This is a genomic window from Citrobacter sp. MGH100 (assembly GCF_001034465.1).
GTDB classification, from domain to species: domain Bacteria; phylum Pseudomonadota; class Gammaproteobacteria; order Enterobacterales; family Enterobacteriaceae; genus Citrobacter; species Citrobacter youngae.
The window spans coordinates 1900524-1916688 of sequence record NZ_KQ089800.1 but is presented as its reverse complement, the minus strand read 5'-3'; the positions used below and the strand labels follow the sequence as shown (position 1 = coordinate 1916688).

The following is a 16165-nucleotide window of genomic DNA, read 5'->3' as shown; positions in this document are numbered from 1 at the left end:
GTCCCCTTAATCCAGCCGACGTTTGGTTTTTAGCCACGTCAGGCCAATAAACATTACCGCCGAAGCGATTAAAAACAGCACGTTAATAATCAGCACCACTGGAATATTTCCCGCCAGAAACAGGCTTTGCAGGGTGCTGACGAAATAACGCGCCGGAATAATGTAGGTTACCGCCCGGATAATCGCGGGCATGCTGTCTATCTGGAAGATAAAACCTGACAGCATAATCGAGGGCAGGAAAGCGGCGTTCAGCGCGACCTGCGCGGCGTTAAACTGGTTGCGGGTGATGGTGGAAATAAGCAACCCCATGCCAAGCGTACTGAGCAGAAACAGGCTGGTAATGAAAAACAGGATCAGCAGCGAGCCGCGATAGGGCACGCCAAGAATAAATACCGACACCAGCATACACAGCAGCATCGCCAGCATGCCGAGGAAATAATAGGGGATCAGTTTGCACAGCAGCAGCTCGACGCGGGTGACTTCGGTAGACAGCAGCGCCTCCATGGTTCCGCGTTCCCATTCGCGCGCCACCACTAATGAGGTGAGGATCGCGCCAATCACCGTCATGATGATGGTTACCGCCCCGGGAATAATAAAGTGCTGGCTGATGGCCGCCGGGTTAAACCAGTAGCGGGTCTGCACGTCGATCAAGGGCTTGAATGATTCTCCCCGGTCTTCCGCCCGCTGTTGTTGCCAGATCTGCCAGATACCTTCGACATAACCCTGTACAAAGTTGGCGGTATTCGGTTCGCTGCCGTCGGTGATCACCTGGAGCGGCGCCACGTCGTTGGGTCGCGCCATCTGCTGGGCAAAATCCACCGGGATCACCGCCAGCCCGCGAATGCGCCCGGCCTGCATTTTCTCAATCAATTCCTGACGGTTATCGCTGATGGTAGCGTCAATATACGGCGAGCTGGTCATGGTATGGGTAAAATCCAGCGCCTCCTCGCTTTGCTGTTCGAGCAAAATCCCTACCCGCAGCTTGCTGGAGTCGAGGTTGATCCCGTAGCCGAAGATAAACAGCAGCAGCAGCGGGATCACGACGGCAATCAGCCAACTGCTGGGATCGCGGACGATCTGGCGGGTTTCTTTCACGCACAGTGCGCGTACGCGACGCCAGGAGAGAGCGGAGTTACTCATGCGCGTGCTCCTTATCCCAGTCATTGATTAGCGTGATAAACGCCTGTTCCATCGTTGGGTCCGGCGTGTCGCTATCGGCTGCTTGTGCTTTCAGGTCATCAGGCGTGCCGCTGGCAATCAGTTTGCCACGATACACCAGCCCGATACGGTCACAGTATTCCGCCTCATCCATAAAGTGGGTGGTCACCATCACCGTGACGCCTTTTTCCACCATGCTGTTGATATGCAGCCAGAACTCCCGACGGGTGAGGGGATCGACTCCGGAAGTGGGTTCATCGAGGAACAGGATATCGGGTTCATGCATCAGCGAGCAGGCCAGTGCCAGGCGCTGCTTAAAGCCCAGCGGCAGATCGTCGGTGGCGTGAGACGCGATACTCTTCAGGCCAAATGCCTCGCTCATACGATCGATTTTCTCCTTCTGCGCCCGACCGCGCAGACCGTAGACGCCGGAGAAAAAGCGCAGGTTCTGCTCAACGGTCAGGTTGCCGTACAGGGAGAATTTTTGCGCCATATAGCCCAGATGCTGGCGTGCTTTGCCGGAGCTGACTTTCAGATCCATGTCCAGCACCAGTGCTTTGCCGGAGGTGGGAACCAGCAGGCCGCACATCATTTTAAAGGTGGTGGATTTACCGGCACCGTTGGGCCCTAGCAGGCCAAAAATCTCACCACGCTGTACGGAAAAGTCTACGTGGTCGGTCGCGGCAAAATCGCCAAACTTCTTGGTCAGCGCTTTGGCTTCGATCACCGTTTCGCCAGGCGTGCCTTCAACCGTATGCAGGATAGCGCCCAGTGGCGATTCCGATGTCCCGGCTCCGCCGAGTAAATCGATAAAGGCATCCTCAAAGCGGGGAGTCGTTTCGCTGATGTTAATCTCCGGCATGCCGTCTGCCCGACGAATATCGTCCGCAGTGGCTGCTTTTTTCAGGATTAAGCGTACCGATTTCCCCTGAATCATCCCGTCGCTGACCTGCGGTAGTTTTAATGCCCGCTGCAGCAATCGACGGTTATTTTCCTGCGGACTGCTCATCAGGAAACTGCGGCCCGCCATGGTTTGCGTCAGTCGCGTCGGCTCACCCTGATACAACAATTCGCCTTCGTTCATCAGCAGCACATCACGGCACTGCTCTGCTTCATCCAGATACGAGGTGCTCCAGAGGATCAACATGCCATCCCCGGCCAGCTCATGAACCATTTGCCACAGTTCACGACGGGAGATGGGGTCCACACCGACACCCGGTTCATCCAGCAGCAGCACTTTGGGTTCGCCGACCAGCGTACAGGCCAGCCCGAGCTTCTGCTTCATCCCACCGGAAAGTTTGCCGGCCAGTCGTCCGGTAAATGGCCCCAGCGAGGTAAATTCCAGCAGGCGGGCAAAGGTTTTTTCTCGCGCTTCGCCGGTGACGCTACGCAAATCAGCATAGAGATTGAGGTTCTCCATGACGGTTAAATCTTCATACAGGCCAAATTTCTGCGGCATATAGCCCAGTACCGCATGCAGCGCGCTGTCGTCCTTGATAGGGTCAAAGCCAATCACCGCAGCACTTCCGGCATCGGGTTTTAACAATCCCGCCAGCATGCGCATCAACGTGGTTTTCCCCGCGCCGTCCGGCCCGACAAGTCCGGTCACGTAGCCTGCATGTACGGTGCAGTCGAGCGGGGCAACGGCCGGTTTTTCCATTCCGGCAAAGTTTTTAGTCAGCCCTTTGAGCGTAATAACGGCATCATTCATGCCGTGCCTCGTCACTGAATTTGATCGTCACCGGCATTCCCTGACGCAGCGCATCGTCCGCGTCGGTTACGACAATTCGCAGGCGATACACCAGATCGGTGCGCAGATCAGGGGTCTCGACCGTTTTCGGCGTAAATTCGGCGGTTGGTGACACAAAGCCGATTTTGCCATGATACGGTTTGTCCGGGCGGCCGTCGGTATAGAGCAGGATCTCACGTCCTGGCTGCGCCTGGCTCAGATTGCGTTCGTCAACGTAGGCGCGGACCCATACCGGACGCGTGAGCGACAGCGTCAGTACCGTACCGCCTGCGCTTAGCATACTGCCGGGTTCGACTGCACGGGTAAGCAGCGTACCGTCAGACGGCGAGGTCAGCGTGGTGTCATGCAAATTAAGCTCTGCCTGTGCCAGCTCGGCCTGAGCTTGTTCGAGCGTGGCTTTTGCCTGCTCGATGTCCTGCACACGATTACCGCTGCGATATTGGCTGAGTTTATCCTGTGCGGATTTCAGTGAAGCTAACGCCTGATCGCGAGATGAACGCGCGTTTTCCAGATCGTTAGCGGAGATGGTGCGGCTTTTCCACAATCCGACCTGTCGATTATAAAAGTTCTGTGCGTAATCATAGGCAGCCTGTGCCTGTTTGACGGCCGCTGCCGCCTGGGCGATCTCTTCAGCGCGATACCCGGCCAGCATCAGATCGTATTGCGCCTGGGCGGCGGCAACATTGGCTTTGGCCTGCATTAATGCGTTTTCATACGGTGCGCGGTCCAGTTCGCCCAGCACCTGACCGGCGGTAATCGCATCGCCTTCATCAACCGCCAGCGAGGCCAGTCTGCCGCCGACGCGAAAACTCAGGTTGACGCTACGGATATCGACATTGCCGTACAGCGTCAGGCCATTATCTTGCCGACTCTGATACCACCACGTTCCACCGGCAATCACGGCAACGAGGGCCGCGATAACCAGCCCGAGAACGACAGGTTTTTTCATGACTCCAGACTCCTTTGCGTTAAACCTTGCAGAATAAGATCGATGTGACAGGTGATCGTTTGGTCAATCAGCGCGGTTTTATCCTCATCAAATTGTGACCAACCCGTACGCAACAGAATGGTTTCTTTCCCCAGACGAAAAGCCAGCACCTCGCCGAGGATGGCGTGGGTATGCAGAATCATTTGGGTATCGTTGGCATCGCCGCCGGTATAGGCGGCAATCAGGCGCGTCAGGTGTGTATGCAGCGGATTGATAACCTGGTCGTGCACCAGTTGATAAGCCGCAGTGGGGGAAAGCTGTTCACGCGAGATAAATTTGCTCAGGTTAACGGTGTCGTCCTGGGTTAACAGCATGATCATATTTTTGCAGGCGCGCAGGATCAGTTCGCGCATCGCGCCACGATCCGGTTCTGGCTGAGCGAATAAACGCTCGGCCTCTTCAGCGTGCGGACGAAACTGTGAGCCGATAAAATCGGCAATCCACTGGGCGCAGGCGAGATATAAATCCTCTTTTGAGCCAAAATAGTAGGTGATAGCCGCAATGTTTTGCCCGGCCTGTGCAGCGATATCGCGCGTCGTGGCGTGCAGACCATACTCGCCGAATTGCGCCAATGCTGCGGCAATGAGCTGGTTCTTCGCCTGTTCACCTTTGGTTGTCATGGTGGGTGTATTCATAGCATGACCTGATCTTAATCAATCGATTGATTAAGATTATGACTGATGTGCAACCTTGTCCAGTCCGGATCGTTATTTTCCTCGCAGGGATAATTTATGCGGCACATCACAAAAACTGCTACACTCCGCCCCTTCATGACATTGTGGTTTTTGTCATCTCTATTGTATGTATCTCCCTGAAAACGACACCGGTAACGGTCAGGGCGGTTCGGAGTTGTTATGTCTTTTGATTCCCTTGGTTTAAACCCTGAAATTTTACGTGCCGTTGCCGAACAGGGTTACCGTGAACCTACCCCTATTCAGCAACAGGCGATCCCTGCCGTGCTGGAAGGCCGCGATCTGATGGCCAGCGCCCAGACCGGTACGGGGAAAACGGCAGGTTTTACCCTGCCGCTGTTGCAGCACCTGATTACCCATCAGCCGCATGGTAAAAGCCGTCGCCCGGTGCGTGCGCTGATCCTCACGCCAACCCGCGAACTGGCTGCTCAAATTGGCGAAAACGTACGTGATTACAGTAAGTATCTGAACATCCGCTCGCTGGTGGTCTTCGGCGGCGTCAGTATTAACCCGCAGATGATGAAGCTGCGCGGTGGTGTGGATGTACTGATTGCCACACCTGGTCGTTTGCTCGATCTGGAACACCAGAATGCGGTGAAACTGGATCAGGTTGAGATCCTGGTACTCGATGAAGCTGACCGCATGCTGGATATGGGCTTTATTCACGACATTCGTCGCGTTCTGGCGAAGCTGCCGGCAAAACGCCAGAACCTGCTGTTCTCAGCAACGTTCTCTGACGATATTAAGTCGCTGGCCGAAAAGCTGCTGCACAACCCGCTGGAAATCGAAGTGGCGCGCCGTAATACCGCCTCAGAGCAGGTGACTCAGCACGTTCATTTCGTGGATAAAAAACGTAAACGTGAGCTGTTGTCGCAGATGATTGGTCAGGGCAACTGGCAGCAGGTGCTGGTGTTTACCCGTACCAAACACGGTGCGAATCATCTGGCTGAACAGCTGAATAAAGACGGTATCCGCAGCGCGGCGATCCACGGTAACAAATCTCAGGGAGCGCGTACCCGTGCGCTGGCCGATTTTAAATCCGGGGATATTCGCGTGCTGGTGGCGACCGATATTGCCGCGCGTGGCCTCGATATCGAAGAGTTGCCACACGTGGTGAACTACGAGCTGCCAAACGTCCCGGAAGATTACGTGCACCGTATTGGCCGTACCGGGCGTGCCGCAGCTACCGGCGAAGCGTTGTCTCTGGTGTGCGTCGATGAACACAAGTTGCTGCGTGACATCGAGAAGTTGCTGAAAAAAGAGATCCCGCGTATTGCAACGCCAGGCTACGAGCCGGACCCCTCCATCAAAGCCGAGCCGATCCAGAACGGTCGCCAGCAGCGTGGCGGCGGCGGTGGCGGTCGCGGTCAGGGTGGAGCAGGGCGTGGCCAGCAGCCGCGTCGTCAGGATGGCGGTGCGCCAAAAGCGAAGCCGCGTAGCGGCGAAGGCAAACCGGCAGGTGATAAGCCTCGTCCGCCGCGCCGTCCGCGCAAACCGTCTTCCGCCCAGTAATTCACCTTGCTGTCTGGCAGTATAAACACGCTATCCGGTCTACACAGGGTGTAGGCCGGACAGGTCAATCACTCCCCCGAACTTTGCGATTTCAGCACGATTGAGCAGGTATATCGTCCTGCCGGGTGAATCGAAATCGTCGTCTCAAATACTTTCCCGTCCCTGTCCAGATAACGACGCACAATTCTCATTGCTGGCGAATCAGGCGCTACGTTAAGGATCTTTGCCACCTTTTTGGGCACACCGACAGCCGTAATAGTCTGATGCACCTCATGGCTTTTGATGCCGTAATGCGTTTCGATCAAATCGCTGATTAATGAGTGTGGATCGTCACGGATGTAGGTGCGCAGCTTGGCGTAATCCGTGCTGGCATAGCTGTCCGTCCAGCAGATTGGCGCGTCGGGGTTTTGCGCATCTTCGCGAGTGCTGGCAATGTGCAGCCAGCGGGAACCTGGCGGGCAGCCAATCATCTGGGACAACTCGATGTCTGCCACAATCTCATCGATTTTCTTGATGACGCGCAGATTGTTTTTGGCCAGCAGCAACAGATCCTCAAGATGCGATAGCGGGTGATTGACACCGTTAGTCTTAGGTTCGCAAACGCGAGTTCCCGCGCCTTTACGCCGTGAAATCAGCCCCTGTTCTGTTAATTCCCTTAACGCCTCACGCATGGTGTGGCGGCTGACCTGCCATGTTTCGCACAGTTCCATTTCCGTTGGAAACAGCGAGCCGGGGGCAAAGGTCCCCACCGAAATTTGCTGCGCCAGTTCACGTGCTATTCGCTTGTACAGAGATTCTTTCATCGCGGTTTCATCAAAATATTAGTGATCTTTATCACGAAAATTTGTACGGACTATTCCCTACATTTCTTATGAATACTATAAATGTCCGTACATTCAAATGTACGGACATTTTATTATGTCTGGACATTGTGGCGGCGTTTGAATATCTAACAAACCACCGTAAACACGCATCTTATCACTATCAGATTTTCCAGGGGGATTTATGGCTTCGAATGTACTTGATTCTGTTCTGTTCAGGGATTCTTTCGGCACACCAGCGATGCGCGCGGTGTTTGACGATCGCGAGCTGGTACGCAAATACGTGGAAGTGGAAGTGGCATTAGCCAAAGCCCAGGCACGCTGCGGTGTGATACCCGAGGCTGCGGCGCAGGAAATTGCTGAAAAATGTAATGCCGATACGCTCGATTTTGATTTATTACGCCATGAAACCGAAATCGTGGGTTATCCGATCCTACCGCTGGTGCACCAGATTTCTAAACAGGCTGGCGAGTCCGGCGGCTATGTGCACTGGGGCGCAACCACGCAGGACATCATGGACACCGCGGTAGTTCTGCAAATTCGTGATGCATTCGCGTTAATTGAAACCGATATGGACAAGCTTCGTGCGACGCTTGCCGATCTCTCACGCCGTTACCGTGATACGCCGATGGCCGGGAGAACCCATTTGCAGCAGGCTCTGCCCGTAACCTTTGGTTATAAAACAGCCATCTGGCTGGATATGTTTGAACGTCACGCGGAACGTCTGACTCAGGCGCGTCCTCGTGTATTGGTCGGCGAATTTGCGGGTGCAGCCGGTACGCTGGCATCGCTGGGGGATAAAGGGCTGGCGGTACAAAAAGCGATGATGGAAGAACTTGGGCTGAATGTCCCTACGTCCACATGGCATGTTGCGCGTGATGGTTTTGCCGAAGCGGTGAATCTGTTAGCGGTGATTACCGGGTCGCTGGGCAAGATTGCCTACGACGTAATGCTGCTGGCAGCAAACGAGTTTGGTGAGTTGTATGAGCCGTTTGTTAAAGGGCGCGGCGCCAGCAGTACTATGCCGCAGAAACGCAACCCTATTTCCAGCGAGTTAATGCTGGCCTGTGCCAAAGGCGTTCGCCAACAGGCAGGGCTGATGCTTGATGCAATGGTGCAGGATCTGGAGCGTGCAACCGGGCCGTGGCATGCCGAATGGATTGCTATCCCGGAAAGTTTCGTCCTCAGCGCCGGGGCATTGCATCAGGCTAACTTTATGCTGGCGGGGCTGGTGGTTGATGAAGCGGCGATGAAACGTAACCTCGGCATGACCAACGGACTGATTGTGGCTGAAGCGGTCATGATGGGACTGGCGCCGTATATCGGTCGTCAGGATGCGCATGACGTCGTGTACGACGCCTGTCGTATCGTCAATGAACAAGGGGGACGACTGGCGGATGTGCTGAATGCGATGCCATCTGTCTCGGAACGACTTGACCCGCAGTTGATTGAAGAACTGACCGACCCGGCAAATTACCTTGGAATGGCGCCAGCAATGGTGGATCAGGTATTAGCGAGATATATGTCGCGGAAATGAACGCTCTTGGGCTAACGGAATAAGGATATTTTTATGTCAACGAATTCTGTCGCGGGAAAATCCATTCTGTCGTTCCTGATACCGCTGGCGATAGGCGCGATCGTTTGGTTTTATCCCGTACCTGATGGTCTGACGCCTCAGGCCTGGCATATGTTCGCGATATTTGCCGCGACCATTGCCGCGATCCTTACCCAGCCGCTCCCTTCGGGGGCGGTGATGTTGATTGCACTTTGCGTGGTCATTTTTACCAAAACCTTGCCAGAGGCAAAAGCATTGTCAGGTTTTGCATCCGGTACGGTATGGCTCATTTTCTGTGCCTACGTCTTGTCTCTTGGTTTTGTAACCTCGGGATTGGGGAAACGTATTGCGTATAAAATGTTATCGCTCTTTGGTGGCAGTAGCCTGGGTATCGCTTACTCACTGGGGGTTTCCGATCTGATTATGGCCCCGGCGATGCCATCCGTAACCGCGCGTTCCGGGGGGATTATTTTCCCTATCACTCGTTCCATCAATGATGTCTTGGGTTCCGCACCAGGGGCAACGGGCAAGCGTATCGGCGATTTCTTAACCATGGTGTGCTTCCAGTTTACGCCGATTACCGGGGCAATATTTCTCACCGGGATGGCGGCGAATCCGCTGGTAGCGAGTTTGGCGAAATCGTCATTAGGAATAGAGATAACCTGGGGTGGATGGTTTATTTCCGCAGTGGTCCCTGCGATGGTCTGTTTCTGCCTGATGCCGCTACTGGTCTATAAATTATTGGATCCCGAGCTTAAGCGTACGCCGGAGGCGAAAGCGATGGGCAAACAGGCCCTCGGTGAGCTCGGTTCGATGAGCAGCAACGAGAAAAAGGTCGCGTTTGGTTTTGTGCTGGCGCTGGTTGGCTGGGGTACCAGCTTGATTACGGGATTGTCTGCCACATCTGTCGGGCTGGGATTAGCTGCGTATCTGTTTGCCTCGGGCGCTGTTAGCTGGAAAAGTTTGCTTAATGACCATGCGGCCTGGGATACGGTGATCTGGTTTAGCGTCATTATTAGTCTGGCGACAGGGCTTGCCGATCTGGGCTTTATTAAATGGATGACCATAAAATTAGGCAGCGGTATTCAGGGTTTTGGCGCGATCGAATCGTTTATTGTGTTGGGGATCCTTTACATTTACGTCCATTATCTCTTCGCTACGGCGACCGGGCATGTCGCTGCACTGTATGCCCCTTTCGCGGCCACGGCGATCGCAGCAGGCGCGCCGCCGATGATGGTGGCTATTTGCTTCGGTATCTTTAGTAACCTGATGTGGGGGAATACCGAGTACGGTGGTGGACCTGGCCCCATTTATTTTGCCCAGGGTTATTTTGAACGTCCGCGCTTTTACAAAATCAACCTCTGCGTGGTGACGGCGAATGTGATTATCATTTTTGTCGTGGGCATGCTGTGGTGGAAGCTGTTGGGATACTATTAAGCGTTAGCGAATTATTGGCCGGACAGGACCCGAACAGCCGTCCGGCCAGGAAAAATGAATTGCGAAGCGCTTTCCAGAATGGGGGAAAAAGGTACATCCAGGGACTGAAATGTGCCACAATAGTGGCTGTTTATACAGTATTTCAGGTTTTCTCATGGCACTAACGGCCGCGTTAAAAGCGCAAATCGCCGCCTGGTATAAGGCGCTTCAGGAACAGATCCCCGACTTTATCCCCCGTGCGCCGCAGCGGCAGATGATTGCTGACGTTGCGAAAACGCTGGCAGGTGAAGAAGGGCGGCATCTGGCGATTGAAGCGCCGACCGGGGTGGGGAAAACCCTGTCGTACCTGATCCCCGGTATTGCCATTGCGCGTGAAGAACAAAAAACGCTGGTGGTCAGTACCGCTAACGTTGCGTTGCAGGATCAGATCTACAGCAAAGACCTGCCGTTGCTGCGTAAAATCATCCCCGATCTGCGTTTTACCGCTGCTTTTGGTCGTGGTCGTTATGTCTGCCCGCGCAATTTGGCCGCGCTGGCCAGTACCGAACCCAATCAACAGGATCTGCTGGCCTTTCTCGACGATGACCTGACGCCAAATAATCAGGAAGAACAAAAGCGCTGCGCCAGGTTGAAAGGCGATCTCGACAGCTATAAATGGGACGGACTGCGCGATCACACCGATATCGCCATTGACGACGGACTCTGGCAGCGTCTGAGCACCGATAAAGCCAGCTGTCTGAATCGCAACTGTCACTACTATCGTGAATGCCCTTTTTTTGTCGCCCGCCGCGAGATTCAGGAAGCCGAAGTGGTGGTAGCCAACCACGCGCTGGTGATGGCGGCAATGGAAAGCGAAGCCGTTTTGCCGGAGCCGAAAAACCTGCTGCTGGTCCTTGATGAGGGTCACCATCTGCCGGACGTCGCACGCGATGCGCTGGAAATGAGCGCAGAAATCAGCGCCCCCTGGTATCGGCTCCAGCTGGATCTGTTTTGCAAATTAGTGGCGACCTGCATGGAGCAGTTCCGCCCGAAAACCACGCCGCCGCTGGCGAATGCCGAGCGGTTGAACGGTCACTGTGAAGAGCTGTATGAACTGATTGCTTCACTTAATAACATCCTCAATCTCTATATGCCCGCTACCCAGGAAGCGGAACACCGCTTTGCAATGGGAGAACTGCCTGGTGAAGTGATGGAGATCTGCCAGCGGCTGGCGAAACTGACGGAAATGCTGCGCGGCCTGGCAGAACTGTTCCTCAACGATCTCAGTGAAAAAACCGGTACCCACGATATTGTGCGTCTGCATCGGGTTATTTTGCAGATGAACCGGGCATTGGGCATGTTCGAGGCGCAAAGCAAATTGTGGCGTCTGGCGTCGCTGGCACAGTCGTCAGGCGCGCCGGTGAGTAAATGGGCGACGCGCGAGGTGCGTGACGGACAGATCCACGTCTGGTTTCACTGCGTGGGGATCCGCGTGAGCGATCAGCTCGAAAGACTGCTGTGGCGTAGCGTACCGCATATTATTGTCACCTCTGCCACGCTGCGTTCTCTCAATAGCTTCTCGCGTCTGCAGGAGATGAGCGGTCTGAAAGAAAAAGCGGGAGACCGCTTTGTTGCACTGGACTCACCGTTTAACCACGTTGAACAGGGCAAAATCGTCATTCCGCAGATGCGCTACGAACCGTTAATTGATAACGAAGAGCAGCATATCGCGGAAATGGCCGCCTATTTCCGCGAGCAACTGGAAAGTAAAAAGCATCAGGGCATGTTGGTGCTTTTTGCCAGCGGACGGGCGATGCAGCGTTTTCTTGAGCACGTTACCGATCTGCGCTTGCTGCTGCTGGTACAGGGCGACCAGCCGCGCTATCGTCTGGTGGAGTTACACCGAAAGCGGGTGGAAAACGGTGAACGCAGTGTACTGGTTGGACTGCAATCTTTTGCCGAAGGTCTGGATTTGAAAGGCGAATTGCTGACCCAGGTACATATTCACAAAATCGCGTTTCCGCCCATCGATAGTCCGGTAGTGGTCACTGAGGGCGAGTGGCTGAAAAGCCTGAACCGCTACCCTTTTGAGGTGCAAAGCTTACCAGCAGCGTCGTTCAATTTGATCCAGCAGGTGGGGCGACTCATTCGTAGCCATGGCTGCTGGGGTGAAGTTGTGATCTACGATAAGCGGTTGTTGACCAAAAACTATGGCAAGCGTTTACTGAATGCGTTACCCATTTTTCCGATAGAGCAGCCTGCTGTGCCAGACGTTATAGTAAAACCAAAAGAAAAAGCGAAACCCACGCGCCGCCGTCGGCGTTAACGATGCGAGCAACAGGAAAGGAGTTATCGATGGATTACCGCAAAATCATCAAAGAGATTGGGCGAGGTAAAAATCACGCGCGTGACCTGGACCAGGATACTGCTCGCGGACTGTATACCCATATGCTGAATGGCGATGTACCGGATCTTGAAATGGGCGGCGTGCTGATTGCGTTGCGCATTAAAGGCGAGGGAGAAGCGGAAATGCTGGGCTTTTACGAAGCGATGCAAAACCATACCATTCGCCTGACGCCGCCGGTTGCCAAACCCATGCCCATTGTCATTCCCAGCTACAATGGCGCGCGCAAGCAGGCCAATCTGACGCCGCTGCTGGCTATCTTATTGCATAAGCTGGGCTTCCCGGTGGTGGTGCACGGCGTCAGCGAGGATCCTACCCGCGTGCTGACAGAAACCATTTTTGAGCTGATGGGGATCATGCCCACGCTGCATGCCGGCCAGGCACAGGCAAAACTGGATGGTCATGAACCGGTATTTATTCCGGTGCGCGCACTGTGTCCGCCTCTGGATAAGCAACTGGCGATGCGCTGGCGCATGGGCGTGCGCAACAGTGCACATACGCTGGCGAAGTTGGCCACGCCGTTTGCAGAAGATGCCGCGCTGCGTCTTGCCAGTGTTTCTCATCCTGAATATGTCTCGCGAGTGGCGAAATTTTTTGGCGACATCGGTGGCCGTGGTCTGCTGATGCACGGTACCGAAGGCGAGGTGTACGCCAACCCGCAGCGCTGTCCGCAGATAAGCCTGATAGACCCGACGGGAGTGCGCGTGCTACAGGACCGCCAGAGTGAGATGCCTGACGAGCCAGTCCCACTGCCGGTAGCAAAAGATCCGGAAACCACTGCCCGCTGGATAGAACGCTGTCTGGCCGGAAGCGAGCCGATACCGGCCTCATTGAAAATTCAGATGGCCTGCTGTCTGGTGGCCACCGGAGAATCCGCCACGCTGGCAGACGGGCTTGCTCGCGTCGATCAAAGCTTCTGACCCTTTCTTCATCCCGACGGGCCTGTCATCTGGCCCGTCAGTCGTTCCTGTCCTGCACCCTCTGCAACGTGAAATTTCTGCACGATTATTGACCTCCTGGCGACCGTAGCGCAGCATAGTTTGTTGAAAAATAAGAAACACAACAAACACGCAACACAACAGGAGATAACAATGGACAGTGGACATCGCTTTCACGCGCCAACGCTACATGCGTTTATTCAGGCCGTTTTCCGACAGATGGGGAGTGACGAGCAGGAGGCGCAGTTGGTGGCCGATCATCTGATAGCCTCAAACCTCGCCGGGCATGATTCACACGGTATCGGGATGATCCCAAGCTACATTCGCTCATTCTCGCAGGGACATCTGCAGATCAATCGTCATGCCAAAGTGGTCAAAGATGCGGGTGCAGTGGTTACGCTGGATGGGGATTGCGCATTTGGTCAGGTAGCCGCGCATGAAGCTATCGCGCTGGGGATTGAGAAAGCACAGCAGTATGGAATTGCTGCGGTAGCACTGCATAATTCTCACCACATTGGGCGCATTGGCTACTGGGCGGAGCAGTGTGCGGCGGCGGGCTTTGTCTCTATACACTTTGTGAATGTGGTGGGGATCCCGATGGTTGCCCCGTTCCATGGTCGTGATAGCCGTTTTGGCACCAACCCTTTCTGCGTTGTGTTTCCACGTAAAAATGATTTCCCGTTGCTGCTGGACTATGCGACCAGCGCCATCGCTTTTGGCAAAACGCGCGTGGCGTGGCACAAAGGTGAGCCGGTTGCGCCGGGCTGTCTGATTGATGCTCAGGGGGCTCCTACTACCGATCCTGCCGTTATGCAGGAATCGCCATTGGGCTCGCTGCTCACCTTTGCCCAGCATAAAGGCTACGCGCTGGCGGCAATGTGTGAAATCATGGGCGGTGCGCTTTCTGGCGGTAAAACGACCCACGAAGCCAGTTTGCAGAACAGCGCAGACGCCATTATTAACTGTATGACCACAATTATTATGAATCCGGAACTGTTTGGCGCGCCGGACTGTGACAACCAGGTTGCGGCATTTGCTGAATGGGTGAAAGCGTCCCCGCATGCTGAAGATTCCCCGATCCTGTTGCCAGGGGAGTGGGAAGTGAATACTCGCGAGGAACGGCTGGAAAAAGGTATTCCGCTGGATACCGGAAGCTGGCAGGCGATTTGCGAGGCGGCCCTGCAAATAGGCATGCCGGACGCCGTGTTGCAGGAATTCCGTCAACGGCTGGAATACTAAGCAAAAAAAAGCCCGTCCAGTGGCGGACGGGCAAACAAAGGGTAACAAACAGGGTCAATGAGGGTTGGAGCATTGGGTCGTACAGGAATTCTGTTGGTTATTTGTAGATAACCGCGGTGCCGCTCATTTTGTCGTTGCCGACAGCGGAGGTGATGCTGTAACCACTTGCACCAGCAGCAGCTGCTTTTTCAGCCAGTTTTGCTTCCAGGCCGTCCAGCGTGGTGGCGCCATCAGCAGATACCACACCCATTTTATTCATGCTTTGCGCCTGAGTGGAGGTAACCGGCTCAGCAGCGAAAACACCAAATGACAGGGTAGACAGGGCGATAGCAGCAACAGCAAATTTAATGTTTTTCATGATTTTTCTCTCGCAGGTTTATTCGGTTAGTCGATGTTCTGTTCAGCACACGTTGTTCTGTCGATGTGAGAAGTATCACGTTTTTTTCGGTGAGAGAAAATCGAATAGAATTGACGACATCAATCAAAAAAATTGAATGACAAATAACTTATTGAATATTAATAAATTCAGAAGAGGGATTTACAGTTCTTGTCATAGCGCTTTACAGAGAAAGTGACAACGGCACATTTTGCTACACCGCGAGTGAAAAAGCGTGCTCGTAAAGGAAATCGTATGCGCTGAAACTTTTGGTAAAGATGAGTCAACGTAGCTGGCTGTCTTTCGAACCTCTGCGATTATATCCTGAAAATGCGGAGTTATGTGAATCTTTATCCTGCTGGCAGGAGATGCACAAGCGCACGCCGGGTACCGCTTCACGGCGCGCCTGCGGGATAGGATTGCCACATTCTTCACATTCATGCAGACTTTCCCCCGTCGGTAACTCACCGCGGGCGCGGGCAACAGCATCTTCAATCGTATTGTTGATCTGTTCGTTAACAGCGTCGTCATTTGCCCATCCGGATGCCATATGTACCTCCTGTTGATGTCTACAGAATAAGTATAGCGAATGTGATGGGCGAAAAACGACCACGCATCAGCGGTATCAGATTTCAGACCATTCGCGCAGCAGGTTATGGTAGAGATTGAGTAATGACAGGATCTCGCTACTTTCCCCATGACGTGCCTTCAGGGACTGAATGTTTTTATCCAGTTCAAACAGCATGGCGCGATTCTTGTCGTCACGGATCATCGATTGTACCCACATAAAGGATGCCACACGAACGCCATGGGTTACTGGCGTGACGCAATGTAGGGTGCTGGAAGGGTAAAGCACCAGATCGCCTGCCGGAAGTTTCACCGCATGCTGGCCGTAGGTGTCATTGACCAGCAGCTCTCCTCCCGCATAATCGTCGGGATTACTGAGGAATAAGGTGGCGGAAAGGTCTGTGCGCATCCAGCCGTTTTCCGGGTGACTACGCACCGCGCCATCAACGTGAAAACCGTAGGTTTCGTTGTTCTGGTAGCGATTAAACAGCGGTGTGGAGAGCGTTTTCGGTAATGCTGCGGCGAAGAAAAGCGGGCTGTTATTTACCGCAGTCTGTACCGCCTGTTGCAAAATGCCGTAACGCTCACTTTGCGTATCCACCTGCTGGTTGTTTTTTACCTGCGCGCCCTGAGTGCCGGTGGTTGCGCGGCCATCAACCCAGTCGGCAGCGTCCAGTTGTTCGCGAAACCAGGCGACATCCTGCGCCGACAGTACGCCGGGAATGTGGTACATCATCAGTGTTTCTCCT

General features: G+C 54.3%; 14 protein-coding genes. 6 read left to right on the top strand and 8 right to left on the bottom strand.

Annotation, left to right across the window (positions count from 1 at the left end):
• Positions 1-6: 6 nt before the first annotated feature.
• The 4 genes from SK32_RS09025 to cecR are packed head-to-tail and all read right to left on the bottom strand — an operon-like array spanning position 7 to position 4531.
• The gene (locus SK32_RS09025; protein WP_048212206.1) at positions 7-1140 is read right to left on the bottom strand and encodes an ABC transporter permease; all 1134 of its coding nucleotides are present in this window, start codon (positions 1138-1140) and stop codon (positions 7-9) included.
• Positions 1133-2869, bottom strand: coding sequence for an ATP-binding cassette domain-containing protein (locus tag SK32_RS09020; RefSeq protein WP_048212205.1), 1737 nt, complete (start codon positions 2867-2869; stop codon positions 1133-1135). Before SK32_RS09020 ends, SK32_RS09025 begins: the two co-directional genes overlap by 8 nt.
• Entirely contained in the window at positions 2862-3857 is a 996-nt protein-coding gene (hlyD, locus tag SK32_RS09015; protein WP_048212204.1) for a secretion protein HlyD, read from the bottom strand. Before hlyD ends, SK32_RS09020 begins: the two co-directional genes overlap by 8 nt.
• A complete protein-coding gene (cecR, locus tag SK32_RS09010) occupies positions 3854-4531 on the bottom strand; it encodes a transcriptional regulator CecR (protein WP_003035216.1) in 678 nt (225 codons plus the stop codon). The genes hlyD and cecR overlap by 4 nt, the downstream gene beginning before the upstream one ends.
• A 219-nt stretch (positions 4532-4750) precedes the next feature.
• Between cecR and rhlE the strand changes: the two genes are divergently transcribed.
• Positions 4751-6100: an ATP-dependent RNA helicase RhlE gene (rhlE, locus tag SK32_RS09005; RefSeq protein ID WP_048212203.1), complete on the top strand. Its 1350-nt coding sequence runs from the start codon at positions 4751-4753 to the stop codon at positions 6098-6100.
• A 68-nt stretch (positions 6101-6168) separates the two neighbouring features.
• Here rhlE and SK32_RS09000 read toward each other — a convergent pair whose 3' ends face one another.
• The gene (locus SK32_RS09000) at positions 6169-6903 is read right to left on the bottom strand and encodes a GntR family transcriptional regulator (RefSeq protein ID WP_005123711.1); all 735 of its coding nucleotides are present in this window, start codon (positions 6901-6903) and stop codon (positions 6169-6171) included.
• Positions 6904-7105: 202 nt separating this feature from the next.
• Between SK32_RS09000 and SK32_RS08995 the strand changes: the two genes are divergently transcribed.
• The 5 genes from SK32_RS08995 (at position 7106) to SK32_RS08975 (ending at position 14473) form a co-directional block, all read left to right on the top strand.
• Positions 7106-8458 carry a class-II fumarase/aspartase family protein gene (locus SK32_RS08995; RefSeq protein ID WP_005123710.1) on the top strand — a complete coding sequence of 451 codons (1353 nt, stop codon included), beginning with the start codon at positions 7106-7108 and terminating at the stop codon, positions 8456-8458.
• A 33-nt stretch (positions 8459-8491) separates the two neighbouring features.
• The gene (locus SK32_RS08990; protein ID WP_005123709.1) at positions 8492-9913 is read left to right on the top strand and encodes a DASS family sodium-coupled anion symporter; all 1422 of its coding nucleotides are present in this window, start codon (positions 8492-8494) and stop codon (positions 9911-9913) included.
• Between the two features lie 154 nt (positions 9914-10067).
• Positions 10068-12218 (top strand): ATP-dependent DNA helicase DinG, encoded by a 2151-nt coding sequence (gene dinG, locus SK32_RS08985; protein ID WP_048212202.1) that lies wholly within the window; start codon positions 10068-10070, stop codon positions 12216-12218.
• A gap of 29 nt (positions 12219-12247) precedes the next feature.
• A complete protein-coding gene (gene ybiB, locus SK32_RS08980; RefSeq protein ID WP_048212201.1) occupies positions 12248-13216 on the top strand; it encodes a DNA-binding protein YbiB in 969 nt (322 codons plus the stop codon).
• Between the two features lie 171 nt (positions 13217-13387).
• Positions 13388-14473, top strand: coding sequence for a malate/lactate/ureidoglycolate dehydrogenase (locus SK32_RS08975; protein WP_048212200.1), 1086 nt, complete (start codon positions 13388-13390; stop codon positions 14471-14473).
• A 97-nt stretch (positions 14474-14570) separates the two neighbouring features.
• On the opposite strand, the gene ybiJ is transcribed toward SK32_RS08975, so the two are convergent.
• From ybiJ to ybiX, 3 genes are all read right to left on the bottom strand, one after another.
• Positions 14571-14831, bottom strand: coding sequence for a DUF1471 family protein YbiJ (gene ybiJ, locus SK32_RS08970; RefSeq protein WP_048212199.1), 261 nt, complete (start codon positions 14829-14831; stop codon positions 14571-14573).
• A 301-nt stretch (positions 14832-15132) separates the two neighbouring features.
• The gene (locus tag SK32_RS08965; protein ID WP_048212198.1) at positions 15133-15399 is read right to left on the bottom strand and encodes a DksA/TraR family C4-type zinc finger protein; all 267 of its coding nucleotides are present in this window, start codon (positions 15397-15399) and stop codon (positions 15133-15135) included.
• A 75-nt stretch (positions 15400-15474) separates the two neighbouring features.
• Positions 15475-16152 (bottom strand): PKHD-type hydroxylase YbiX, encoded by a 678-nt coding sequence (ybiX, locus tag SK32_RS08960; RefSeq protein WP_048212197.1) that lies wholly within the window; start codon positions 16150-16152, stop codon positions 15475-15477.
• Positions 16153-16165 lie beyond the last annotated feature (13 nt).

Coding starts and splice junctions, on each gene's coding strand:
- hlyD (WP_048212204.1), bottom strand. CDS start 3,857: ATGAAAAAACCTGTCGTTCTCGGGCTGGTTATCGCGGCCCTCGTTGCC.
- SK32_RS08975 (WP_048212200.1), top strand. CDS start 13,388: ATGGACAGTGGACATCGCTTTCACGCGCCAACGCTACATGCGTTTATT.
- dinG (WP_048212202.1), top strand. CDS start 10,068: ATGGCACTAACGGCCGCGTTAAAAGCGCAAATCGCCGCCTGGTATAAG.
- SK32_RS09020 (WP_048212205.1), bottom strand. CDS start 2,869: ATGAATGATGCCGTTATTACGCTCAAAGGGCTGACTAAAAACTTTGCC.
- SK32_RS08995 (WP_005123710.1), top strand. CDS start 7,106: ATGGCTTCGAATGTACTTGATTCTGTTCTGTTCAGGGATTCTTTCGGC.
- SK32_RS09000 (WP_005123711.1), bottom strand. CDS start 6,903: ATGAAAGAATCTCTGTACAAGCGAATAGCACGTGAACTGGCGCAGCAA.
- SK32_RS09025 (WP_048212206.1), bottom strand. CDS start 1,140: ATGAGTAACTCCGCTCTCTCCTGGCGTCGCGTACGCGCACTGTGCGTG.
- rhlE (WP_048212203.1), top strand. CDS start 4,751: ATGTCTTTTGATTCCCTTGGTTTAAACCCTGAAATTTTACGTGCCGTT.
- cecR (WP_003035216.1), bottom strand. CDS start 4,531: ATGAATACACCCACCATGACAACCAAAGGTGAACAGGCGAAGAACCAG.
- ybiX (WP_048212197.1), bottom strand. CDS start 16,152: ATGATGTACCACATTCCCGGCGTACTGTCGGCGCAGGATGTCGCCTGG.
- SK32_RS08990 (WP_005123709.1), top strand. CDS start 8,492: ATGTCAACGAATTCTGTCGCGGGAAAATCCATTCTGTCGTTCCTGATA.
- ybiJ (WP_048212199.1), bottom strand. CDS start 14,831: ATGAAAAACATTAAATTTGCTGTTGCTGCTATCGCCCTGTCTACCCTG.
- SK32_RS08965 (WP_048212198.1), bottom strand. CDS start 15,399: ATGGCATCCGGATGGGCAAATGACGACGCTGTTAACGAACAGATCAAC.
- ybiB (WP_048212201.1), top strand. CDS start 12,248: ATGGATTACCGCAAAATCATCAAAGAGATTGGGCGAGGTAAAAATCAC.